This window comes from Serratia proteamaculans (assembly GCF_013337185.1).
GTDB classification, from domain to species: Bacteria; Pseudomonadota; Gammaproteobacteria; order Enterobacterales; family Enterobacteriaceae; genus Serratia; species Serratia proteamaculans_D.
Genome location: NZ_SWDE01000001.1, coordinates 136,385 through 160,251, shown reverse-complemented (window position 1 = coordinate 160,251; position 23,867 = coordinate 136,385). Strand labels below are relative to the sequence as shown.

Sequence of the window (23,867 nt, the reverse complement as noted above, 5' to 3'; positions counted from 1 at the left end):
AGCGGGCTGCCGATAACCGAACGGCCTGCTCATAAACAACACAGAATGGCGGGATTTAGCGCATTTTTGCCGCAATCCCGCCGGTGGGATCAGAAATAGCTGACGAAAGGCGTGCTGTCCGGGGCGATCACTTTGGTCGAAGCTTTTAACTGTGGGGTACCCAAATACAGGAAGCCGACAATTTCGTCCTGCTCGCGACAGCCAAAGGCTTCACGAACCAGTGGGTGCTCGGTCCAGGCACCGGTGCGCCAGATACCGTTGAAGCCCTGCGCCAGTGCAGCCATCTGCATCGCCTGGACCGCACAACCGGCAGAAACCACCTGTTCCCAGCGCGGAACCTTGGTTTCTTCGGTGCAATGGGCCACCACGGTGATAATCAGCGGGGCGCGGAATGGCGCTTTTGTCGCCTTTTCTAGCGCGGCTTCATCCATTTCGTCCTGCTTTGCAGCAGCTTGTAACAATTGACTAAAACGCTCCAGACCCTGGTTTTCAATCATCACAAAACGCCATGGCTGCAAGGCGCCATGATCGGGCGCTCGCAGGCCCGCGTTGATGATATTCTGACGCGCCTCGCCTTCCGGCGCCGGGGCCGCGAGGCGTGACGCAGAGCGGCGATTCAGTAAAAGATCCAGTGCATCCATCGTAAACTCCTGATAACAATTTTCATTCAAATCACGGTAACATAGCTAAACGGCGAGTGACAGCCTCGACATTAGCCTCTGTGACCCACGATTTAAAGCTGACATTTCTTTGGCCGCTCATTAGGATAGCGGAACATTCTCGACTCTTGCTGGAGAGCACATGCGCACATTGTGGCAAATCATTGCCGGCGTTTTCAGGTGGACATGGCGTCTGCTGAACTTTATCAGGGAACTGATCCTCAATTTGTTCCTGGTGTTGCTGATCCTGGTTGGGGTTGGCATCTATCTTTCATTCCAGAGTGCCACCACCCCTGCCGTCCCTACTCGCGGTGCGTTGCTGGTTGATCTGAGCGGCGTGGTGGTTGACCAACCGTCGATGAACAACAAGGTTCGCCAATGGGGTCGTGAACTGTTGGGCGCTTCCAGCAACCGCCTGCAGGAAAACTCCCTGTTTGACGTGGTTGACAGCATCCGCAAGGCCAAAGACGACAAAAACATTACCGGCATGGTATTGCAGTTGAATGACTTTGCCGGTGCCGATCAGCCTTCGCTGCAGTACATCGGCAAGGCACTGCGTGAATTCCGTGACAGTGGCAAACCGATCTTTGCCATTGGCGACAGCTATAACCAGACACAATATTATCTGGCCAGCTACGCCAACAAGGTTTACCTGTCGCCACAGGGTGCGGTCGACCTGCACGGTTTCGCCACCAACAACCTTTACTACAAATCGTTGTTGGAAAAACTCAAGGTCACCACCAACATCTTCCGCGTCGGCACCTATAAATCCGCCGTGGAACCCTTGATCCGTGACGATATGTCACCGGCTGCCCGTGAGGCTGACAGCCGCTGGATTGGTGGATTGTGGCAAAACTATCTGGATACCGTGGCGGCTAACCGCCAGATCACGGCGCAACAGCTGTTCCCAGGGGCCGCAGGCGTGCTGAGCGGGATGCAGGCGGCAGGTGGTGATACGGCGAAGTATGCGCTGGATAACAAACTGGTCGATGAACTGGCGTCGCGCACCGTTATCGAAAACCAACTGATCAAGACTTTCGGTTGGGACAAACAGGCCAATGATTTCAACGCTACCAGTATCTACGACTACCAGCCGAAGCCGACGCCGGATCAAGGCGGTAAAATCGCCGTGATCTTCGCTAACGGCGCGATCATGGACGGCCCGCAAACACCAGGCACCGTTGGCGGCGATACCACTGCCGCAGAACTGCGTCAGGCGCGACTGGATCCGGCTATCAAGGCGGTGATTTTCCGGGTCAACAGCCCAGGGGGCAGCGTCAGTGCCTCGGAAGTGATCCGCTCCGAGTTGGCTGCGGTACGTGCCGCCGGCAAACCTGTGGTGGTTTCCATGGGTGGCATGGCGGCCTCGGGCGGCTATTGGGTCTCTACACCGGCGGATTACATCATCGCCAGCCCAAGCACCCTCACCGGCTCCATTGGCATCTTCGGGGTGATTAACACCTACGAGCAGACGCTGGACAGTATCGGCGTACATACCGACGGCGTGGCAACCTCGCCGCTGGCGGATCTGGCGGTCACCAAGGCACTGCCGCCTGAGTTCTCGCAGATGATGCAGTTGAACATCGAGAAGGGTTATCAAAACTTTATCGACCTGGTTGCCAAGTCGCGCAAAATGACACCACAGCAGGTTGATCAGATTGCTCAGGGTCACGTGTGGCTGGGCAGCGATGCCAAGACCAATGGTCTGGTCGATCAGTTGGGTGACTTCGACGACGCGGTGAAGAAAGCCGCCGAACTGGCGCAATTGAAACAGTGGCAGCTTAACTGGTTTGTCGATACGCCAAGCCTGACCGATATGGTTCTCAGCCAATTTGGCGTTTCCATTCACGCCATGTTGCCGGCGGCCATCCAGTCGATGCTGCCTGCGCCCTTGGCATCAGTGGCCATGGCGGTCAAAGAGCAACCGGGTTTGTTCAATAACCTGAACGATCCGCAAAACCGCTATGCCATCTGTTTGACCTGCGGAGAAGTCCGCTAACAAATTAATCCTCAGCCCGGCACCCGCCGGGCTTTTTTTCTGCGTTTATCCCCCTATAATTCAGCCCATCTTATTTCTGTTAAAACAATCACTATGCAAAAGAAATCGATTTACGTCGCCTACACTGGCGGAACCATCGGCATGCAGCGTTCTGAGCACGGCTATATTCCAGTCTCCGGCCACCTGCAGCGGCAACTGGCGCTGATGCCGGAATTCCACCGCCCGGAAATGCCGGACTTCACCATTCATGAATATGCGCCGCTGATCGACTCCTCCGACATGACGCCGGAAGACTGGCAGCACATCGCCGACGATATCAAACTCAATTATGACCGCTATGACGGCTTTGTGATCCTGCACGGTACCGACACCATGGCGTTCACCGCCTCGGCGCTGTCGTTCATGCTGGAAAACCTGGCCAAGCCGGTGATTGTCACCGGTTCTCAGATCCCACTGGCGGAACTGCGTTCCGATGGCCAGACCAACCTGCTGAACGCGCTTTATCTGGCAGCCAACCATCCGGTGAATGAAGTCAGCCTGTTCTTCAATAACAAGCTGTTCCGCGGCAACCGTACCACCAAGGCGCATGCTGACGGTTTCGACGCCTTTGCTTCCCCCAATCTGCCACCGCTGCTGGAGGCCGGTATTCATATTCGTCGCCAGAACGGCATCGACAGCCCGGTCTGCAATGGCGAGCTCAAGGTACATGACATTACGCCGCAGCCAATCGGTGTGGTGACCATTTACCCAGGCATTTCCGGCGCGGTAGTACGCAATTTCCTGCTACAACCGGTGAAAGCCTTGATCCTGCGCTCTTACGGGGTAGGCAACGCACCGCAAAAAGCAGAGCTGGTGGATGAATTGCGCGATGCCTCTGAACGCGGCATTGTGGTGGTCAACCTGACGCAGTGCATCTCCGGGCGGGTCAATATGGAAGGCTACGCCACCGGTAATGCGCTGGCCCATGCCGGCGTCATCAGTGGGTTTGATATGACGGTCGAAGCCGCATTGACCAAGCTGCACTACCTGCTGAGCCAACCCCTGACGCCGGAACAAATCCGCAGCCTGATGCAACAGGACCTGCGCGGTGAATTGAGCATTAGCGGTTAACCCTACACACCATGGAGTCGCAATGAAAACAGCGCTGTTGCTTATCGATTTGCAAAACGACTTTTGCCCCGGCGGCGCATTGGCGGTGACCGAAGGTGATGCCGTGATTAGCGTTGCCAATCAGGCCATAGCGGCCTGCAACGCACGCGGTGAGCCGGTGGTCGCCAGCCAGGACTGGCACCCCGCCAATCACCGCAGCTTTGCGGTAAATGCCAACGCACCAGTAGGCACCCTGGGTGAGCTGGAGGGGTTGCCGCAGGTTTGGTGGCCGGTGCACTGCGTACAGGAAAGCCAGGGCGCTGAGTTTCATCCGCAATTGCACCAACGGGAGATTATCGCGGTGTTCCGTAAAGGGCAAAATACGGCTATCGACAGCTACAGCGCCTTCTTCGACAACAGTCACCGCTCGCACACCGAGTTGGACAGCTGGCTGAAAGCGCAGAACGTTAGTCATCTGGCGATTATGGGGTTAGCGACCGACTACTGCGTAAAATTCAGCGTGCTGGATGCGCTGGAGTTGGGCTACAAAACTACGGTGATTACCGACGGCTGCCGCGGGGTTGATTTGCAGCCCGGCGACAGTCAGGAAGCGCTCCGGGTAATGCAACAGGCTGGAGCGCAATTAGTTACCCTGTCACAATTTATTGCCCACTGATACTCTTGGGCGCTTTTGCGCCCTTTCCCTCCCCTGATCCAAACCTCGACATCGCTCACATTCCAACCATTCTCCTGTGATTACATCTTGTTCACGTGCGGCGCTTTTGCTGTTATGACCGCTGATGCATTGGCATCAGTAAGTTATACGCATCCGGGGCCCATTGAGCCCGGCTTTATGTTACCGCCTCAGGCGGTTTCGGTCGGCCTTGCCGACCAAAGGAGATGACATGGTATTAACCCGTAAACTGCTGCCTTTACTGGTAGCGGTACAGCTTGGTATGGCTGGTGCCGGCATGGCTCATGCCGCTTCTTACCTTTCCGTCGGTTATTTCAACGGCGGCGGTGATGTTACCGCCGGCCCTGGCGGCGATATCAACAAGCTGGACGTCACACAAATTACCCACCTCAATTACTCTTTCGGTCTGATCTACAACGACGAGAAACAGGAAACCAACCCGGCGCTAAAAGATCCGTCCCGCCTGCACCAAATTTATCTGTCACCCAAGGTGATGGCGGATTTGCAACTGTTGCCGATTCTGCGTAAACAGAACCCGGAGCTGAAAGTCTTGCTGTCCGTCGGTGGCTGGGGCGCGCGCGGGTTCTCCGGCGCAGCTGCCACAGCGGAAAGTCGGGCGGTGTTTATCCGCTCGGTACAACAGGTCATCAAGCAATATCATCTGGACGGCATCGATCTCGACTGGGAATACCCGGTTAACGGTGCCTGGGGGCTGGTCGAAAGCCAACCGGCAGATCGTGCCAACTTCACGCTGTTGCTGGCTGAGCTACATAAAGCGCTGGATAAAGGCAAGTTGCTGACCATCGCCGTCGGGGCCAACGTGAAAAGCCCGCAGGAATGGGTCGACGTTAAAGGCATTGCGCCCTACCTCGACTACATCAACCTGATGACTTACGACATGGCGTACGGCACCCAATACTTCAACTCCAATCTGTATGACTCCAAACAATGGCCAACCGTCGCCGCTGCCGATCGTTACAGCGCCAATTTTGTGGTGGATAACTATCTTGCCGCCGGGTTAAAGCCAGCTCAGTTGAATCTGGGGATTGGTTTCTATGGCCGGGTGCCAAAACGGGCGACCGAGCCGGGCATCGATTGGGACAAAGCGGACGCGGCCAAAAACCCGGTCACCCAACCCTACTTCACCGCCCATGAAACGGCTGTGTTCAAGGCTATGGGGCTGGACCTGACCAAGGACAGCTATTTCAAATACAACGATATCGTCAGCAAGCTGCTAAACGATCCACAACGGCGCTTCACCGCCCATTGGGACAATGACGCCCAGGTGCCTTACCTGACGATGAAATCCGCCGAGGGTAAGCCGCTGTTCGCTATTTCCTACGAGAACCCGCGTTCGGTTGAACTCAAGGCTGACTACATCAAAAGCAAGGGATTGGGCGGTGCGATGTTCTGGGAATATGGCGCAGACGACAATAACCGGTTAGCGCATCAACTGGCGGAGTCGTTGGGGATTAACGGCGGGAAACGGTAACTCAGCGGGCGATGCGAGCATCGCCCTGCTGTCAGATTTACTGTGGTTTTAACTTGACCAGCGGTTCAGCAATGAACTGCTGTTTCAGCTCCTGCTTACTCTTCATCACTATCTGCCCGTCGGTGCCAATACTCATGTGCTGCGGGTCAGCGTTGTGTAATGACTGCCACAGCATCACCGCTTGCAGACTGTTTTCTTTCTGTTCCGGCGTCAGTGCCACGCCGTCCGGCCACTTGCCCAACTCAACGGCCAGCACCAGTCGCTGATAGATTTCCGGCGTCATGGCGGCAATCAGATCTTTTACGTCCATCAGAGCATTTCCTCACTCGTGGAAGAATAATTAGCTGAATCGATTTTTCTCACTGAATAATCCGTCAGCCGGCCGTTTTTTCGCCGCTCTCATCGTCGGTAAAGCTCAACGACGCCGAGTTAACGCAAAAACGCTCGCCGGTTGGCTGTGGCCCATCGGGGAAGACATGCCCCAGGTGGGCGTCGCAATGCCCACAGCGGATCTCAACGCGATGCATATTATGCGTATTATCATCAAGATAACGAATAGCATCGTCGGAAACCGGCTGATAGAAACTCGGCCAGCCGCAGCCGGAGTCATACTTGCTGTCGGAGTAGAACAGCGGATGGTTGCAGCACAGGCAATGGTACACGCCCTCGCGTTTGTTGTGCAGCAATTTGCCGGAATACGGCGCCTCGGTACCACGTTCCTGAGTCACATAACGTTGGATTTCATTCAGTTCCGTGGCCGGATGGTCAGGGGTTGTCTCTTTAGCCATTTGTGCGTTTCTCTGAATGTGGATAATGTCAACGAAAACAATGAGTAATAATAACAAAAAATTAACAACACTGCAGCGCTTTTTGGCCTAAACTGTAGCCCATAAAGGTCACGCCACGATGATTTGTGATGCCGATCACATATCTTACACGGGCTGACTTTATACTTAGCGGTTTGACCCCATATAACGGATGAGGCCGAACGCAAACGGAATGTGCAATAAGCACTCAAACCCGGCTTCCAGGTTTGATTTGCAGCAAGTATTGACACGATTCCGCTTGACGCTTGGTAAGGTTTTTGTAATTTTACAGGCAACCTTTTATTCACTAACAAATAGCTGGTGGAATATATGACTATCAAAGTAGGTATCAACGGTTTTGGCCGTATCGGTCGCATTGTTTTTCGTGCTGCTCAAGAACGTTCTGACATCGAAATCGTTGCAATCAACGACCTGTTAGACGCAGAGTACATGGCTTACATGCTGAAATATGACTCTACTCACGGCCGCTTCAACGGCACTGTAGAAGTTAAAGACGGCCACTTGGTTGTTAACGGCAAAACCATCCGTTGTACCTCAGAAAGAGATCCGGCTAACCTGAAGTGGAACGAAGTCAACGTTGACGTCGTTGCTGAAGCAACTGGCCTGTTCCTGACTGACGAAACTGCACGTAAACACATCGCTGCAGGCGCTAAGAAAGTTGTTCTGACTGGCCCATCCAAAGACGACACCCCAATGTTCGTTATGGGTGTTAACCACAAATCCTACGCTGGCCAGGAAATCGTTTCTAACGCTTCTTGTACCACCAACTGCCTGGCACCACTGGCTAAAGTTATCAACGACAAGTTCGGTATCGTTGAAGCTCTGATGACCACTGTGCATGCAACTACCGCAACTCAGAAAACTGTTGATGGCCCGTCTCACAAAGACTGGCGCGGCGGCCGCGGCGCATCCCAGAACATCATCCCTTCTTCTACCGGTGCTGCGAAAGCAGTAGGTAAAGTTATCCCAGAACTGAACGGCAAACTGACCGGTATGGCGTTCCGCGTTCCAACTCCGAACGTGTCTGTGGTTGACCTGACTGCTCGTCTGGCAAAACCAGCTTCTTACAAAGAAATCTGTGCTGCTATCAAAGCCGCTTCTGAAGGCGAGCTGAAAGGCGTGCTGGGCTACACCGAAGACGAAGTAGTTTCTACCGATTTCAACGGCGAAACTCTGACTTCCGTATTCGATGCCAAAGCCGGTATCGCTCTGAGCGACACCTTCGTGAAACTGGTTTCCTGGTACGACAACGAAACTGGCTATTCCAACAAGGTTCTGGATCTGATCGCTCACATCTCCAAATAATGGATTGATGTTAAGCTGATGATGAGGGCGACATTTTTGTCGCCCTTTTTTTGTTTCTACAGCGAACAAAAGGCAACCCGATGAACGAAAAGATTTTCACCCTACCCGTTACCGAACAGATTTCCCCTTTTATCAGTCAGCGCCAGCTCGATGAGCTGCCTGTCGTGGTGGTTTCCCATCCGAAAGTGCGTGCTGCTATCTCCCTTCAGGGCGCACATCTGTTGGCCTGGCAACCTAGCGGTGAAAAACCGGTTATTTGGCTGAGCAACAATACACCGTTTAAAAAGGGCAATGCCATCCGTGGCGGCGTGCCAATCTGCTGGCCCTGGTTTGGCCCGGTGGCAAAACCTTCGCACGGTTTCGCACGCAATCAGCCGTGGACTCTGACGGCGCATGATGAAGACGACAACGGCGTTATTCTGACCTTCACCTTGAAAGACAATGAGCAGACCCGCAGCCTGTGGCCACATGCCTTCACGCTGATCGCCCGTTTCAAACTGGGTGAGGAATGTGAAATCGAGCTGGAGTCCCACGGCGACTATCAGGCGACCGCAGCCCTGCACACTTACTTCCAGATTGGTGATATTGCGCAGGTCAAGGTAGCGGGTCTCGGCGAACCTTACATTGATAAAGTGGCCGCTGGTGCACAAGCACACCAGGTGGGTGACGTGACCTTCGTCGGCCAGACCGACCGGGTTTATACCCAACCGGACGCGTTCAGCCTGATCAAGGATGCATCATTACAGCGCACCATTGAGGTTCATCACCATCACATGAGTGACGTTATTGCCTGGAACCCGGGTGTGGAGCTCTCTTGCAGCATGGCGGATATGCCGAATGACGGTTATAAAACCATGGTTTGTGTAGAAACCGGTCGCGTAAGTAAACCCCTGGTGGCTGCAGGTGAACAGCCGGCCCGACTGGCCGTGACCTTCCGTATTCGTAACAACGCCTGATCCCGTTAAGGGCGGTGAACAGTACCGCCCAGTAACCACGCACTACAGATGTGCAAAAGGGGCGCTAGCGCCCCTTTATGATGCATACATTGCCCGATACTGGTGCAACCCTCGATTAGAAGGTGTATTTCACACCCGTCATCAACACCCCGGTGTAAGATTTATCCACCATTGGGCTGTCTTTCACTTCGCTGGACAGGCTGATGTAGCGCCCGAGGAAGAATGCGTCCCAGTCTTTGTTAATCTTATAGTTGGCGCTCAGCTCAACATAAGGTGCCCAGCTATCGCTCGGCGTGTAGCTGTCCAGGCCGCTGCGGTGGGACTCGTTTTCGCTGATACCGTAGTAGTATTTGTTCTGGTTTTTGCTGCTCCAGGCCAAGCCCACGCCAGGCACCAGGGTGAAATCGCCCAGATCAAATTTATACAGATAGGCGAAATCACCCACCATACCGTTACTGTAATTCAGCGTATCACCGGTAAAGGTGGTACGCAGAATGCCCCACTCGGCAAAATGCGAATAGGCCAGACCGGCCATCAGCGTACCGCGACGCTTGTTCAACTGCTTCATGCGGTCGTCGTCGCTGTCACCCGGACGATAGCCCAGCGGTGAAAAGTAGCCCATCAGACTCAGTTGGTTTTGCTGATCTTTCCACAGGTAATAACCAGCGGTCAGCGTACGGAAGTAGAAGTCATCACCTTCATAGTTAATGACGGGTACCGGATACACGCGGTCCTGATAACCACGATACGGGTCCGGGCTAACCAGCGCGGAAGCGCCGAGTGACCAAGTTCCTGCCTGAGCACTTTGCGCACAAACCATTGCGGAAGCGATAATTGCTAGCGTTTTGAGTTTAAAAATCTTCACTGGTTCTTTTTCCATAAATAACAGAGTTAATAGCGTGCTTAGTTTATGTGAGAATTTCGTGACGCGCTGAATCTTTACAATAGAAAACGACCAAGATCGAATAACTTAGAACCTAAATATGAATTAATCATGGCAGAACCATGACGTTTTTTGCCGCAGGCCGCGCCAGACAAGGCATTTGGCTATCCCTGTAATAACTGAGTCATTGATATGACTTAAAAAAAGCTTTTTACCACGCAGGAAATTTTCTGGTATGCAAACTAAGCTTAAATCAGAAGGTGAATAAATCCTGAGCCAGTGGCAATACAGCGCAACTCGCGATAATAAGCGCACCAAGTTGGCATACGAGTTGCTGTACTCAGGGATAACTTCTTCTTTCGGGAGCCAAAACACTATCACCAGCTCCCTTTAACCTGTGCTAATAACGAAAGGACGGGCATCGCCATGAACATATTTGACCACTATCGCCAGCGCTACGAAGCTGCCAAGGACGAAGAGTTCACACTGCAGGACTTTCTTACCATTTGCCGGCAAGATCGCAGTGCATATGCCAATGCGGCCGAACGTCTGCTGATGGCTATCGGTGAACCAGTAATGGTCGACACTGCGCTTGAGTCGCGCATGTCTCGCCTGTTCTCCAACCGCGTGATCGCACGCTATCCGGCATTCGAAGAGTTCTACGGCATGGAGGAAGCTATCGAGCAGATAGTCTCTTACCTGAAACACGCCGCTCAGGGCCTCGAAGAGAAGAAACAAATCCTTTATCTGTTGGGCCCGGTGGGCGGCGGTAAATCATCGCTGGCGGAACGCCTGAAAGCGCTGATGCAACTGGTGCCGATTTACACCCTGAGCGCCAACGGTGAACGCAGCCCGGTTAACGACCACCCGCTGTGCCTGTTCAATCCGCAGGAGGATGCCAATATTCTGGAAAAAGAATATAACATCCCGAATCGCTACCTCGGCACCATCATGTCGCCGTGGGCGGCCAAACGCCTGCATGAGTTTGGCGGCGACATCACCAAATTCAAAGTAGTCAAAGTACGCCCTTCTATTCTGGAACAGATTGCCATCGCCAAAACCGAACCGGGCGATGAGAACAACCAGGATATCTCTGCACTGGTCGGTAAGGTCGATATCCGTAAGCTGGAAAACCATGCACAGAACGATCCGGATGCCTACGGCTATTCCGGTGCCCTGTGCCGCGCCAACCAGGGGATCATGGAGTTCGTAGAGATGTTTAAAGCGCCGATCAAGGTGCTGCACCCTCTGCTGACCGCCACCCAGGAAGGTAACTACAACGGAACCGAGGGGATTTCCGCCCTGCCGTTCAGCGGCATTATCCTGGCTCACTCCAACGAATCAGAATGGGTGACCTTCCGTAACAACAAAAACAACGAGGCCTTCCTCGACCGTGTTTACATTGTCAAAGTGCCTTACTGCCTGCGGGTTTCGGAAGAGATCAAAATCTATGACAAGCTGCTGGATCACAGTGAGCTGACCCATGCGCCATGCGCCCCAGGCACTCTGGAAACGCTGGCTCGCTTTACCGTGCTCTCTCGCATGAAAGAGCCGGAAAACTCGAGCATTTACTCGAAGATGCGCGTCTATGACGGTGAAAGCCTCAAGGACACCGATCCTAAAGCCAAGTCGTATCAGGAATACCGCGACTATGCCGGGGTCGATGAAGGCATGAACGGCCTGTCTACCCGTTTCGCGTTTAAAATTCTGTCGCGGGTGTTCAACTTCGATCACGCAGAGGTCGCCGCTAACCCGGTACACCTGTTCTACGTGCTGGAACAGCAGATCGAACGTGAGCAGTTCCCTCAGGATCAGTCAGAGAAATATCTGGAACACCTGAAAGGCTATCTGATCCCGAAATACGCCGAGTTTATCGGCAAAGAGATCCAGACGGCTTATCTGGAGTCTTACTCGGAATACGGGCAGAACATTTTTGACCGCTACGTGACCTATGCAGATTTCTGGATCCAGGATCAAGAGTACCGTGATCCGGACACCGGCCAACTGTTCGATCGCGAATCGCTGAACGCCGAGCTGGAAAAAATCGAGAAGCCGGCCGGCATCAGCAACCCGAAAGATTTCCGCAACGAAATAGTCAACTTCGTGCTGCGCGCGCGGGCTAATAACAGTGGCCGCAACCCTAACTGGACCAGCTATGAGAAGCTGCGTACCGTGATCGAGAAGAAAATGTTCTCGAACACCGAAGAGTTGCTGCCGGTCATTTCGTTTAACGCTAAAACCTCAACGGACGAGCAGAAGAAACACGACGACTTCGTCGATCGCATGATGGAAAAAGGCTACACCCGCAAACAGGTTCGCTTGCTGTGTGAATGGTATCTGCGGGTCAGAAAGTCTTCATAACGTCTAATGAGAATTAGCGTCATGGAGATGGCGTAGAAAGTTGGCAACGTCGTTTGGGGGAAGTATGGCTTATTTTATTGACCGACGGCTGAACGGTAAAAACAAGAGCATGGTGAACCGCCAACGCTTCTTGCGTCGTTACAAGTCGCAAATCAAACAGTCGATTGCCGAAGCCATCAACAAGCGTTCGGTCACCGACGTAGACAGCGGGGAGTCAGTCTCGATCCCCAATGGCGATATCAACGAACCGATGTTTCATCAGGGTCGCGGTGGCACACGCCACCGCGTTCATCCCGGTAATGACCACTTTGTCCAGAATGACCGCGTTGAGCGCCCACAGGGTGGCGGCGGCGGTGGTGGCGGCCAGGGTAACGCCAGCCAGGACGGCGAAGGCGAGGACGAATTCGTCTTCCAGATCTCCAAGGATGAATACCTCGACCTGCTGTTTGAGGATCTGGCGTTGCCAAACCTGAAAAAGAATCAGTACAAGCAGCTCACCGAGTACAAGACCCATAGAGCCGGTTACACCGCCAACGGCGTGCCGGCCAACATCAGCGTAGTGCGTTCGCTGCAAAATTCACTGGCGAGACGAACCGCCATGACCGCCGGCAAACGGCGCGCCTTGCATGAGTTGGAAGACGAACTCACCCAGATGGAAAACACCGAACCGGTGCAACTGCTGGAAGAGGAACGGCTGCGGAAGGAAATTGCCGAGCTGCGCAAAAAAATCGAAAGTGTGCCTTTTATCGACACCTTCGACTTACGCTACAAGAACTATGAGCGTCGGCCCGAACCCTCCAGCCAGGCGGTGATGTTCTGCCTGATGGACGTTTCCGGCTCGATGGATCAGGCCACCAAAGACATGGCAAAACGTTTCTATATTCTGCTCTATCTGTTCCTGAGCAGAACCTATAAAAACGTCGACGTGGTGTACATCCGTCACCATACCCAGGCGAAGGAAGTGGATGAACAGGAGTTCTTCTATTCGCAGGAAACTGGCGGCACCATAGTTTCCAGCGCGCTGAAACTGATGAATGAAGTGGTTGAAGAGCGTTACGACCCGGCACAATGGAATATCTACGCCGCACAGGCGTCGGATGGTGACAACTGGGCCGATGACTCACCGCTGTGTCATGAACTGCTGGCGAAGAAGCTGCTGCCGATGGTGCGTTACTATAGCTATATTGAAATCACCCGCCGTGCCCATCAAACACTGTGGCGTGAGTATGAAGATCTGCAGGCGAAATTCGAAAATTTTGCCATGCAACATATCCGCGAACCGGACGATATCTATCCGGTGTTCCGCGAGCTTTTTCACAAGCAGACAGCATAATTAACATCTTTACCCACGGCCGGTTAATCAGACTAATCGGCCGTTTTCTTTTACAAAAATAATGAAAACTGCCACGAGAAAGATTTAATTCAGCTTTAACCTAACGCCATGGTCAATTAAATCCCTCCCTCACTATCCTTACCTCGTAGATAAAGCTGTAAGTAACTGTTCATCTAAAAGTTTTTTCTCCTGAACAGGCTCGATGGTCACCAGCTAAGGTAATTCCTAATTACACTTCCCCTACGCAATGTTTATTGCGCGGATTAGGAAAAGTCCTATTTAATGGTGTACCGAATTGCCATCTCAGGTGAGTGCCATGGAGTTACTTCCCGTTGCAATCATCGTCGTTTTGATCGCAGTTGTTGTATTTTCCTTTGTCATGTATTTGCGACAAAGAAGGGGAACTACTTTCAACACCAAGCGGAGACGACGCTAGGACGCCTCTCCACAAGGAAGTGGCTCAATAATCGCTATCAGGCTGTGCCCCTTTCCATTGAGTTAACCATTTAGCAAACAATTTCAATTTCTTATGAGGATATTCTGATAGCTGCGCTATTGCAGTTTTTCGTCTTGTCGTCGAAATTCAGGTGCGCTACTGTCGTGGTCTGGAAACACACAACACCGCATAATCAGAACAACATCCAGTTTGTCGCTATCATCCCTTAATCCCGCCGCTGTGCGGGATTTTTTTGATATCAACCGTGCTATTGAACACAATGATCGGTCGCAAACCCTACTGACAGAAATTGGCAGTGCTCACCCTTAGACTGGGTATTCCTGCGGGAGAAAACCTCCACGCCCATGACCAAATGCACAAGGAAATACGCGCCAATGACACGAGTTATCACCATTCTTACCGAGAATTTCTCCGACTGGGAAACCGCACTGATCAACTCAACCGGTCGTGGTTATTATGGCTTCGACACCCGTTTTGCCTCACCCAAGGGGCTTCAGGTCACCTCTTCCAGCGGCATGCTGGTGACTCCGCAGTTGTCAATCGAGTCCATCCGACTGGATGAAATCGACCTGCTGATCGTTTGTGGCGGCACCGCATGGCAAACAGAACAGGCACCCAATATCACCGAGCTGGTTGCACAGGCATATGAGAAAAACATCGTTGTCGCCGGCATTTGCGATGGAACCCGCGTATTGGCACAAGCGGGTGTGCTGGATAACCTCCGCCATACTTCCAATTCGCCGGAAAACCTGTCGCAGCTCAATTATCGTGGGGCGGCGTACTATCAGGATGTGCCTTACGCCGTGGCCGATCGACGCGTGATCACCGCCCCCGGTAGCGCTCCAGTCAGCTTTATGGCCGAGATTTTAGCAACTCTGGGGATTGGTGACGATAATCTCAAAACCTATCTGGCGATGCATGCGGCCGAACATCGTAAGTCGGTTTAACACTATAGGCTACTACAACGAGGCTAACAGCCCGCTGTACAGTACTGGTCCCGTCGGTTGTCCGGTTGGCGAGCCGCCAGCCGGTTCCAGGCTAATAGCGATGGTCATCCCGCTGGACAACTGGATCTGCTCCAGTGGCAATCTGGTGACCTGTTGTGACGCAATCACCCCCAATGACACAGGTTTCCCCCCGGCAGGTATTGCCCAGAGCTGCAAACTTTTTGCCACAGCGATTGGCTGCGGATTAACCGGTGTTAGTTGCAGATGGCTTGCCGCTTTGTCCAGACTCACAATCCACTGCCCGCTACCGGTTTGGCTACTGGTGAGCACCACCGCCGGGCTAAACTCCTGCGGCGATGTGATAAAACGCGGCACCAATATTACAGCAGCTAAACCGGCAGCCAGTGCCCAGGCAAGATAATCCCAACGCCAGCGGCTTTGACGGGATTCAGCTGGCAGACTAAGCAGGATTTTTTTCCACACCCGTTCAGGCGGTGTTATTGGCATCAACGCACTGTCCAGAGGAGACAACAACGCCTGCCATCGGGCCACCAAAGCGGCCAGCTCCGGTTCATGACGGATCCGCTGTTCCAGCCTGAATCTCGCCGGGCCACGCAGCGTGCCTAGTGCATACTCCGCGGCCAGGGCTGAGTCGTACTCCCCCCGGTTTTTCATAATCCCACGCAGTCTTTTAGATGATCGAGAGCTCGGCGGATCCAGCTTTTCACCGTGCCAAGCGGCTGTTGAAGATAAACAGAAACTTCGCCGTGCGACATACCCTGATAGTAAGCCAGCACAATACTTTGCCTTTGATCGACGGGCAAATTATCTAAACACGCCGTCAGCTTTTGTCCCTCCTGCGAGCGCTGTAACTCTTCAACCGGTTCAATGAGGCTGGCACCGTCAAGATCCCCCCACTCATCCTCGCGTTCTGCCGCCTTCCCACTCGAACCGCGTAGCCAGTCGATGGCACGGTTACGCACAATGTGTGTCAACCAGGTCAGAGGGGAACTGAGCTGTGGATCGTAACTGGCTGCCCGGTTCCAAACGCTGATAAAGCTTTCATGCAACACTTCTTCCGCCCAGGACTGCCTACGGAGTATACGCATGGCAACAGCAAACAAACGCGGTGACGTTTGGCGATAAAGCTGTTCAAAGGCCTGACGATCGCCACGACCTATAGCTTTCATCATCGCCACATCATCTTCTGCCAAAGGTGCTGTCATGTTCCATCCTGATTAAACCGCGGGTGACTGACACTCAGAACACCCGCAGCAAGTATAGCCCTAATTTATTTAGGCATCAGGACGGTATCAATAACATCAATCACCCCATTTTTTTGGAATACATCGTAGGTGCTTATATTGGCAATATTGCCCTTTCCGTCTTTAAGCTGAATATTATGTGGCCCGTTACTCATGATCCACAAAGGCTGTCCGTTCACCGTTTTCAATTCAGCAGAACCCTTGCCGTCATGGATTTTCTTTTCCAACTGCTTCATATCATATCTGCCTGCCACCACGTGGTAGGTCAGCACGCTGGTCAACAAAGCCTTATTTTCGGGTTTCAACAAGCTGTCTACGGTGCCGGCCGGTAATTTGGCGAAGGCCGCGTTGGTCGGTGCAAATACGGTAAACGGCCCCTTGCCTTGTAGGGTATCCACCAGCCCCGCCGCCTTGACCGCAGCCACCAGAGTCGAATGATCTTTAGAATTAACGGCATTTTCGACAATATTTTTACTTGGGTACATGGCGGCGCCACCTACCATGACTTGATCAGACATCATGGCAGCGGCAGACACGCCACTGAACAGTACCGATGCACATATAACGCCAGTAATGAGCTTTTTCATGACCAATTCCTCGAAGGTAAGAGAGGTGAAGTTTTGCCTCACATTCGGATATACGTACGAGGAGATGTTTTTGGATGCAGCTCAGCAAGAATAATTTTTATTATTCCCATATCAGGGCATAAAAAAACCCCGCAGTAGCGGGGTCTGAACGATGGGCGTTTACGAGGCGTTAGCCGCATCGTCAATCAACGTTGCCACTTCTCGAGGATGAGAAGCCAGCGATGCATGGCTGGCATTCAGCGTAATGACTTTTTTAGCCTTCAGCCGCGCCGACATATGCTGTTGATTTTCCGGTGCAATCATCCGGTCATTGCTTGAAATTTGATACCAGGAAGGTTTGTGCTTCCAGGCCGGTTCAGTGATCTCGTTGCCGAAGGTGCTGGCCAGCGGTGCCTTCTGCGTTACCGCCATGACCAGTGCTGCATCGGCGGAAAGATCCTGACAGAAGCTTTCGTGAAATTTATCGGCTTTAATCCATAAATAGCCATCGCTATCCGGTGCCAGGTTCGCCGCCGCAATCGGAGGATGTTGCTGGGTGATGCCGCCAGGGCTTTCCCCTGCATCTGGCGCAAAGGCAGCGATAAACACCAGCCCGACCACATTAGGCAGATTGCCCATTTCGCTGATTACCGCGCCACCATAAGAGTGCCCGACCAATAACACCGGCCCTTCTTGCTGTGCCACCATCTTGCGCGTGCGCTCTGCATCATCGGCCAGCGATGTCAGTGGCATCTCTACGGCATGAATCGAGTGATATCCTTTATGCGACAATTCGGTAATGACCTTACTCCAGTGCGCTGCACCGCCCCAAAATCCATGAACCAGGACTACTGTAGGTTTTGCATTCATTACAAATTCCCTCTTTAACCACGTGGAGGCGCTACACCAGACCCGATAATCAACATGGCCATGCTTCCAGCGCCATCTGCACCAAACCAAAACGCCTTATATGCCCTGTTGTATATAGTTCACATCAGCAGCTTTCAGCAATAGCTACGAATAGTTAGCCCTTCATCATATCCCTTCTGGCGTTCCATTCGGCCCGGCTGATCTGCCAGATTTCCGTCTGCATGCGTCCAACGATATAGTCATTTTCTTGAGTGGCAACCACGCTCATACCGTTATGCTCAGAAATACAACGTGATGCCAGATTGTCTTTTGCCTTGGATACTCTCAATACCTCCTGCCCCAACACATTGAACCAGAAGTCCGTGACGCTTTGACTGGCTTCAGTCATCAATCCCTGGCGTTGCCATTGCTGTGCTAACCAAAAACCACGATTGCTGTTGCCACCCAGGCTAAGGTTAATCACACCTATCAAATGTCGTTGATCCTCCAAACGTCGGATAGACCAAAACCACCCGTTACCCGCAGCCATCGCCGGTAATGCGACATTATTTATAAACTCAAGTGCTGCACCATCAGGATATGGCCAAGGAATTTGGCTGGTCATCAGACGTACGATTTCCCAGTGCGGAAACATAAGCTGAATATCTTCGGCATCATCAGCCTGCAGCGGGCGTAATACCAGACGGCGGCTGTTTAAAACAGGGATTTCCAAGGGGTAAACCTCCTATGCAAGTGCTGTATTTTGGTCGATGAAGAGTCACACCACCACATTAAAACTAGGATTTTTACCTATTACGATCTAAAATCCCATGAAAAAACAATGAGAAGTAATTTCAACGAAATCAAAAGGGAATTATTCAGTGAAGGAAATGATCTCCATTCTTTTTATTGCAGGCCTGCTGGCGATGTTTTTTTCATGGTTGTTTGTCTACGGCCTCAATATTCATTAGCCCCTTCAAAGATAAAAACCCCGGCATGTGCCCATACCAGGGTTGATAGCGTTACGCTGAACAGCAGCTTCCCTGGGCGATATGCCCGTAAAACCCTTACTGTTTGGTCTGGATCCAGAATGCGTGGATCAGGCCCGGGAAGTAGCCGAGCAGAGTCAGAATAATGTTGAGGATAAACGCCCCGCCGATCCCTTTATCCAGCAGTACACCCAAAGGGGGCAAGATGATGGTAAATACGATTCTCCAAAAGCTCATAATAACGCCTCATTTTGCTTTATAAGACACCAATATATTACATATGCTTAACATTTTCAAATTTCGCTCTCTCCAGAGAGTCTTATAAAACCGTTAAATTGGTATATATCTACAAAAACTGTGGTTATATATCGTCAATAAAAGAAAGAATTAATAAGCATTGATTATGTGGGATTGAGCCCTTAAAATTTAAGGCTTAAAAATACAACTGGGATTGGTTTCATGTCGTCGCTGTGGGTAGCAACACAATACTTTTATTTAATTGGCCTGTTAGTTTCTATGATTTTTACCTATCTGGTCAGCCGGGATACCATTAAAATTCGTTTTATCAGTGCGTTAACCATTGGCCTGACCTGGCCATTAAGCCTACCGGTAGTGTTGATGTTCTCCTTGTTTTAACGCTTGAGCAACCGCCCCGCCAAAGACCGACGGGGCAGTGATGAGCCTTCCCTTAAAAATCGTACCCTACCGTCGCCAGCACGGAGCGTTCTGCCCCCCAATAGCAATAACCGGTGCCATAACAGGCCGCGACGTATTTTCGATCGGTCAGATTATTCACGTTTAACTGCACATAAGCGCCTTTCAACGATGAGTTAACAGCATCCAGATTCATCCGCACCGAAGCATCCACCAGCGTCACCGAAGGAATACGTAGCGTATTCTCGTTATCCGCCCACTGCTTGCCGATATAACGCACCCCAGCCCCCAGATCCACCCCGTAGATGGTGGCGTATTTGCCCCACAGCGAAGCCATTTGCTCCGGCGCCAAATACGGCGTATTGCCGTTGTTGCCGTCAATCGCATCTTTAAACTTCACCTTGTTGTAGGTGTAGCCTGCTATCAGATCGAGATGTTCGGTTAACTTGCTGCGAGCTTCCAGTTCAATCCCCTGAGAATGGACTTTTCCGGCGGGCAGATAATAACTTTGCTGCACCACGCGGTTGGCGACGTCATTCTGCGTCAGGTCATACAGTGCCACGCTGTAGATTGATGAGCTGCCCGGCGGCTGATATTTCAGCCCCACCTCGTACTGCTCACTGGTGCTCGGCTTCAGCATATGGCCGTTTTGATCGGACAGCGCTTCCGGCGTCACCGCAGTGCTGTAACTGGCGTAAGGTGAGAAACCGCTGTCAAAGCGGTACAGCAACGAGGCACGGCCGCTAAAGTTATCGTCACGACGTTCATCGCTGGTGCCGGTGTTGAGCACCGTATTTTTGGCCTCCATACGGTCAAAACGACCAGACAGATTCAGATACCAGTTCTGCAGGCTGATTTCATCCTGCAGATAAACGCCCATCTGTTCATAGTGGCGGCGGGAATCGGTATGCGTCAGATTGGTCAACCCCGCGCCCCCCGAAACACCGGTATAAGGGTTCAATTGAGAGGCCTCAGCAGACTCATCCCACAGGTTATTACGAAAACGCTGGTAATCCAGGCCCAGCATCACTCGGTGATCCAGCGGCCCGGTAGCAAAGTCGGCTTCCAGTTGGTTGTCGACGGCGAATGCGTCCAGTGAGGTTGCCGATCCGCTGTAATAGCGGTTCAGTAACTGGTGATCCTGATCCCAACCAATCTGATAAACCTGCTGCAATTCAACGTTAGAATGGGTATAGCTGGCATTCTGGCGAAATGACCAAACGTCATTAAAGCTGTGTGAGAAGGCGTAGCTGTAGATCTGCTCCCAACGTTTGAAGACGTTACGGCTGCTCTCGCCATCAAAGAATCCGCGATCCAGTTTGTCGCCTGAGCTGGAATAGAGACTGCCATCTGCCGGTACGGCACTGTGATAACCGCCGGACGGATCCTTTTGCAGGTAAGCTTTCAGTAACAGTGAGGTATTTTCATCTGGTTGCCACAGCAGTGACGGCGAAATTGCATAACGTTCTTCGCGCTGATGGTCATACATGGTATCGCTGCTGCGCGTCATTCCGGTCAGCCTATAAGCCCACTGCTCCGACAAAGGACCGGTCACATCGAAAGCCGCGCCCTTGGTGCTGTTATTGCCTGCCGAAAGATTAACCTTTCCCTGCGTAGCAAACTGCGGGCGCTTGGAGGTCAAGGCCACCAGCCCGCCCGGAATGCTCTGCCCATACATCACGGAAGAAGGCCCCTTGATGACGTCGATACGCTCCAGGAACCAGGGATCAACCTGCAAGGCATTATAGGTGCCGCCGTCACTTAACAGACGAAGACCGTCGAGGAAGGTGTTATTGACATCTCCACCGTGGAAACCGCGCAATGCAATGGTGTCATAGCGTGTCGCACCGCCGGCGAAGTTGGTGAAAACGCCCGGGGTATATTTCAGTGCATCGTTAACCGTTTGGGTATTCTGATCGCTCATTTGTTGGCGTGTCACCACAGAAACAGACTGCGCCGTCAGGATCAGCGGCTGGTCGGTTTTGGTCGCCCCCTGGCTGGTGGTCGCCTGATAGCCTTGAGTCGCAGACTCGGCGGTATCCGCAGGTCTGGCGGTAACCACCAGGGTATCTTCGGCAAGCGAGGTCAGCGGCAGGAACATCGCGAGCGCACACAAAACACGCGACCGTTTGACAGGAAAAATCATCTGCATATTTATAATCCCCGGTAAGTATCATTAAGTCACCCCCGACCCGCCCCCATCAGCAGCGCTGGCTGACAAGAGTGCAAAAGTTCTATCGGTGGGCTGTATGTAAAGAAAAGGAAATATTAATGATAATTATTATCTTTATCGATAAGGGATTACAAGCATGAGGATACTTTTTATCAGCAGGCGAACTAACTTGTCGCAGGTAAAAACCCTGGACTGATTACGGAAATTTCGGGGTATTGGTCATCAAACTAATGCCAGCATTTGGCTGGCATACCAATTGGAAGCAAATTGATCTATCTGGTGCCCGTGCTCAACGAGTTCTTCTGACTAACCGGACATAGAGACGTCGAGCCATCAGCAAAATAAGCGCCAGCAGAATATTCGCTATAACCCATAAGATTAATATGTATATAAAGGTTTGATAGAGAGGAATGCCGCGGTCGGCGGAAAACGGATTAAAATGCCAGAAGCGAATAATGCTAAAGGGGTTGAGATTTAACCAATCAAAGAAGAAAGCGACCAGCGCCGGTGGCAGGAAAAAATAGAGTCCCAGGGTGATAATCAACAGATACACGGCGGAGCTATCGCTTTTATAATCTTTCATATCAATGAATTACCATTATGGAGCACATAAAAACACCTTACGTGTTGCAACGTTCAACAGACCTGGCGAATGCGGCTTAGTTCCAGGTCAGGGGGTAAAATAAAGCCTGTTTGGCGTTTAATTTTCATTTAGTTTTTAGGTGGTATAACGCTAGTCAGCTCAGGAGGCTCCAATGATATCGGATTATTGCCCAACCCCGCCAACGCCCAAAAAGCTCAAAATCATCTATGGCTGGTATATCTATACCATCTATGCCCAGTTGGTGTTTAATATCTATCTGGCGGTGTATAACGGCTGCGTCAGGCGCCCCATTGAAGCGCCACTGATCTCTGTGTGCCACAGCATTTTCATCGCATTTCTACTTTATCAGGTGCTGAAAAAACGTACCCATTTCGCCTGGCTGATGCTGGCTTATTATATTTTGATGCGGCTGTACTACGCCAATGTGCTGCACATCGAGTTCAATGCATGGAGTCGTGGGTTGGTATTCATTTTTCTGACGCTGCTGCTGGCCGGTACGGTTGCCGTGGGTCAGCTTGCGACACCACCACTGCGCCAGGATTGGTTGGCACGCCTTGGGTGGCGACAATGGGCAACGCTGGCCGCATTATCAGGGCTGTTGACGCCGCTTATCACCGCTGATTATCTGAGCTGACAGCCGAATTTACTTTGGAATATGCGGCTCCGAAATATCGACCAGGCGGCACACCTTGGTGTAGTTATTGGATTTCTCACATATTTTATCCGTGACGAAAACACCAAGGTAACTCAACACCAGCAGATAACCCGCCATACACAAAATAAAAATAAGCGTTCTCACCGATAAGACCAACCTGACAACAAAACCCTCAGCATCATACCTTGCTTACCCCGCTTTAGACTATTTCAAAGTATTTCATAAATCCGCTGGTTATTTCGAACTCACAAATGTTATGTTATCACATAACAAATAAACCCAAAAAGATGCGTCAATGGATAACCAAACCTCGCCGTTACTCACCGTAGAACACCTGACGCTGTCGCTCGACGGAGACGTCAAAATTCACGATTTGAATTTTACTCTGTATGCCGGCGAACGTCTGTGTCTGTTGGGTGCATCGGGTTCAGGTAAATCACTCACTGCCGCCGCCATTTTGGGGACGTTACCGGCTGGCGCAGTAGTAAGCGGCTCAATACGATTGCAAGGACAAGAACTCTGTGGCCAGCGTTTACAACAGCGCAAACACCCTGCACTGGCGGCCATCTTTCAGGATCCCTTTACCAGTCTCAATCCTCTGACCCGAGTGGGCCAGCAGCTAATTCTCGCAATACGCGGTCAGAACAACATGAAAAAACAACCGGCACAGTGCTGCGCCGCCGAGTTGCTGGCGGCATTAGGCTTGCCACCAGAGATCATCATGTCACGCTATCCGGGCCAACTGTCTGGCGGACAATGCCAGCGAGTCTGCGCAGCGCTGGCATTGGTGGGTGAGAAAAGCCTGCTAATCGCCGATGAGCCCACCACTGCGTTGGACATGGTCAGCCAACATCAACTGATCGCTATCCTGAAAGCTTACACCGAACGTCCTCACGCACCGGCATTGCTGTTTATTACCCACGATCTCACCGTTGCCGCCAACCTGTGTCAGCGTGCCATCGTCATGGTGGATGGCAAAATAGTCGAGCAAGGATCGTTCGCACAATTATTGCATCACCCTGCTCACCCCTATACCCGGCAGTTGGTTGCTACAGCGCAGCGTCCAGCCTTCAAACAGACATCGCCGTTGAGCCTGGCAGGTTAACGGAG

At 52.1% G+C, this 23,867-nt stretch carries 24 protein-coding genes; 12 read left to right on the top strand and 12 right to left on the bottom strand.

Annotated elements, in window-relative coordinates; all coding sequences use genetic code 11:
• Nucleotides 1-89: 89 nt before the first annotated feature.
• Nucleotides 90-641, bottom strand: a complete 552-nt coding sequence (locus FCL49_RS00830) for an NAD(P)H nitroreductase (protein ID WP_174352032.1) — start codon at nucleotides 639-641, stop codon at nucleotides 90-92.
• 160 nt (nucleotides 642-801) lie between these two features.
• Between FCL49_RS00830 and sppA the strand changes: the two genes are divergently transcribed.
• The 4 genes from sppA (at nucleotide 802) to FCL49_RS00810 (ending at nucleotide 5,933) form a co-directional block, all read left to right on the top strand.
• Entirely contained in the window at nucleotides 802-2,658 is a 1,857-nt protein-coding gene (gene sppA / locus FCL49_RS00825) for a signal peptide peptidase SppA (protein ID WP_012145447.1), read from the top strand.
• Nucleotides 2,659-2,751: 93 nt separating this feature from the next.
• The gene (gene ansA, locus FCL49_RS00820; protein ID WP_174352031.1) at nucleotides 2,752-3,768 is read left to right on the top strand and encodes an asparaginase; all 1,017 of its coding nucleotides are present in this window, start codon (nucleotides 2,752-2,754) and stop codon (nucleotides 3,766-3,768) included.
• Between the two features lie 22 nt (nucleotides 3,769-3,790).
• Nucleotides 3,791-4,423: a bifunctional nicotinamidase/pyrazinamidase gene (gene pncA / locus FCL49_RS00815; protein WP_174352030.1), complete on the top strand. Its 633-nt coding sequence runs from the start codon at nucleotides 3,791-3,793 to the stop codon at nucleotides 4,421-4,423.
• A 229-nt stretch (nucleotides 4,424-4,652) separates the two neighbouring features.
• Entirely contained in the window at nucleotides 4,653-5,933 is a 1,281-nt protein-coding gene (locus tag FCL49_RS00810) for a glycoside hydrolase family 18 protein (RefSeq protein ID WP_174352029.1), read from the top strand.
• Between the two features lie 37 nt (nucleotides 5,934-5,970).
• On the opposite strand, the gene FCL49_RS00805 is transcribed toward FCL49_RS00810, so the two are convergent.
• Nucleotides 5,971-6,243 (bottom strand): YeaC family protein, encoded by a 273-nt coding sequence (locus FCL49_RS00805; protein WP_012145451.1) that lies wholly within the window; start codon nucleotides 6,241-6,243, stop codon nucleotides 5,971-5,973.
• Nucleotides 6,244-6,307: 64 nt separating this feature from the next.
• Nucleotides 6,308-6,721: a peptide-methionine (R)-S-oxide reductase MsrB gene (msrB, locus tag FCL49_RS00800; RefSeq protein WP_174352028.1), complete on the bottom strand. Its 414-nt coding sequence runs from the start codon at nucleotides 6,719-6,721 to the stop codon at nucleotides 6,308-6,310.
• 348 nt (nucleotides 6,722-7,069) lie between these two features.
• Here msrB and gapA point away from each other — a divergent pair, with 348 nt between their 5' ends.
• Both gapA and FCL49_RS00790 read left to right on the top strand, forming a co-directional pair.
• On the top strand, nucleotides 7,070-8,065 hold the full coding sequence (gapA, locus tag FCL49_RS00795; protein WP_012145453.1) for a glyceraldehyde-3-phosphate dehydrogenase: 996 nt from the start codon (nucleotides 7,070-7,072) through the stop codon (nucleotides 8,063-8,065).
• Nucleotides 8,066-8,145: 80 nt separating this feature from the next.
• Nucleotides 8,146-9,021, top strand: a complete 876-nt coding sequence (locus tag FCL49_RS00790; RefSeq protein WP_174352027.1) for a D-hexose-6-phosphate mutarotase — start codon at nucleotides 8,146-8,148, stop codon at nucleotides 9,019-9,021.
• A 115-nt stretch (nucleotides 9,022-9,136) separates the two neighbouring features.
• On the opposite strand, the gene FCL49_RS00785 is transcribed toward FCL49_RS00790, so the two are convergent.
• Nucleotides 9,137-9,901 (bottom strand): MipA/OmpV family protein, encoded by a 765-nt coding sequence (locus FCL49_RS00785; RefSeq protein ID WP_174352026.1) that lies wholly within the window; start codon nucleotides 9,899-9,901, stop codon nucleotides 9,137-9,139.
• A 429-nt stretch (nucleotides 9,902-10,330) separates the two neighbouring features.
• Here FCL49_RS00785 and yeaG point away from each other — a divergent pair, with 429 nt between their 5' ends.
• The 3 genes from yeaG (at nucleotide 10,331) to FCL49_RS00770 (ending at nucleotide 15,002) form a co-directional block, all read left to right on the top strand.
• A complete protein-coding gene (yeaG, locus tag FCL49_RS00780) occupies nucleotides 10,331-12,265 on the top strand; it encodes a protein kinase YeaG (protein ID WP_012145456.1) in 1,935 nt (644 codons plus the stop codon).
• 64 nt (nucleotides 12,266-12,329) lie between these two features.
• Nucleotides 12,330-13,598: a YeaH/YhbH family protein gene (locus tag FCL49_RS00775; RefSeq protein ID WP_174352025.1), complete on the top strand. Its 1,269-nt coding sequence runs from the start codon at nucleotides 12,330-12,332 to the stop codon at nucleotides 13,596-13,598.
• A gap of 831 nt (nucleotides 13,599-14,429) precedes the next feature.
• Nucleotides 14,430-15,002 carry a type 1 glutamine amidotransferase family protein gene (locus FCL49_RS00770; protein ID WP_174352024.1) on the top strand — a complete coding sequence of 191 codons (573 nt, stop codon included), beginning with the start codon at nucleotides 14,430-14,432 and terminating at the stop codon, nucleotides 15,000-15,002.
• A 12-nt stretch (nucleotides 15,003-15,014) separates the two neighbouring features.
• On the opposite strand, the gene FCL49_RS00765 is transcribed toward FCL49_RS00770, so the two are convergent.
• From FCL49_RS00765 to FCL49_RS00740, 6 genes are all read right to left on the bottom strand, one after another.
• On the bottom strand, nucleotides 15,015-15,677 hold the full coding sequence (locus FCL49_RS00765) for an anti-sigma factor (RefSeq protein WP_174352023.1): 663 nt from the start codon (nucleotides 15,675-15,677) through the stop codon (nucleotides 15,015-15,017).
• Nucleotides 15,674-16,228: a sigma-70 family RNA polymerase sigma factor gene (locus tag FCL49_RS00760; RefSeq protein ID WP_174352022.1), complete on the bottom strand. Its 555-nt coding sequence runs from the start codon at nucleotides 16,226-16,228 to the stop codon at nucleotides 15,674-15,676. Before FCL49_RS00760 ends, FCL49_RS00765 begins: the two co-directional genes overlap by 4 nt.
• A gap of 65 nt (nucleotides 16,229-16,293) precedes the next feature.
• A complete protein-coding gene (locus FCL49_RS00755) occupies nucleotides 16,294-16,854 on the bottom strand; it encodes a fasciclin domain-containing protein (protein ID WP_174352021.1) in 561 nt (186 codons plus the stop codon).
• Nucleotides 16,855-17,013: 159 nt separating this feature from the next.
• A complete protein-coding gene (locus FCL49_RS00750) occupies nucleotides 17,014-17,703 on the bottom strand; it encodes an alpha/beta hydrolase (protein ID WP_174352020.1) in 690 nt (229 codons plus the stop codon).
• Nucleotides 17,704-17,857: 154 nt separating this feature from the next.
• A complete protein-coding gene (locus tag FCL49_RS00745) occupies nucleotides 17,858-18,415 on the bottom strand; it encodes a GNAT family N-acetyltransferase (protein WP_174352019.1) in 558 nt (185 codons plus the stop codon).
• A 334-nt stretch (nucleotides 18,416-18,749) separates the two neighbouring features.
• Nucleotides 18,750-18,908, bottom strand: coding sequence for a YqaE/Pmp3 family membrane protein (locus tag FCL49_RS00740; RefSeq protein ID WP_006322621.1), 159 nt, complete (start codon nucleotides 18,906-18,908; stop codon nucleotides 18,750-18,752).
• A gap of 222 nt (nucleotides 18,909-19,130) precedes the next feature.
• Here FCL49_RS00740 and FCL49_RS00735 point away from each other — a divergent pair, with 222 nt between their 5' ends.
• Entirely contained in the window at nucleotides 19,131-19,307 is a 177-nt protein-coding gene (locus FCL49_RS00735) for a GhoT/OrtT family toxin (RefSeq protein ID WP_012145459.1), read from the top strand.
• A gap of 52 nt (nucleotides 19,308-19,359) precedes the next feature.
• Here the strand turns inward: FCL49_RS00735 and FCL49_RS00730 are convergent, their stop codons facing one another.
• Together FCL49_RS00730 and FCL49_RS00725 are read right to left on the bottom strand one after the other, a co-directional pair.
• A complete protein-coding gene (locus FCL49_RS00730; RefSeq protein ID WP_174352018.1) occupies nucleotides 19,360-21,477 on the bottom strand; it encodes a TonB-dependent siderophore receptor in 2,118 nt (705 codons plus the stop codon).
• A gap of 310 nt (nucleotides 21,478-21,787) precedes the next feature.
• Entirely contained in the window at nucleotides 21,788-22,081 is a 294-nt protein-coding gene (locus FCL49_RS00725) for a hypothetical protein (protein ID WP_174352017.1), read from the bottom strand.
• A gap of 172 nt (nucleotides 22,082-22,253) precedes the next feature.
• Here FCL49_RS00725 and FCL49_RS00720 point away from each other — a divergent pair, with 172 nt between their 5' ends.
• Complete coding sequence (locus FCL49_RS00720; RefSeq protein WP_174352016.1) at nucleotides 22,254-22,736, top strand: hypothetical protein; 483 nt, start codon at nucleotides 22,254-22,256, stop codon at nucleotides 22,734-22,736.
• A gap of 316 nt (nucleotides 22,737-23,052) precedes the next feature.
• A complete protein-coding gene (locus FCL49_RS00715) occupies nucleotides 23,053-23,862 on the top strand; it encodes an ATP-binding cassette domain-containing protein (protein WP_174352015.1) in 810 nt (269 codons plus the stop codon).
• Nucleotides 23,863-23,867: the final 5 nt, after the last annotated feature.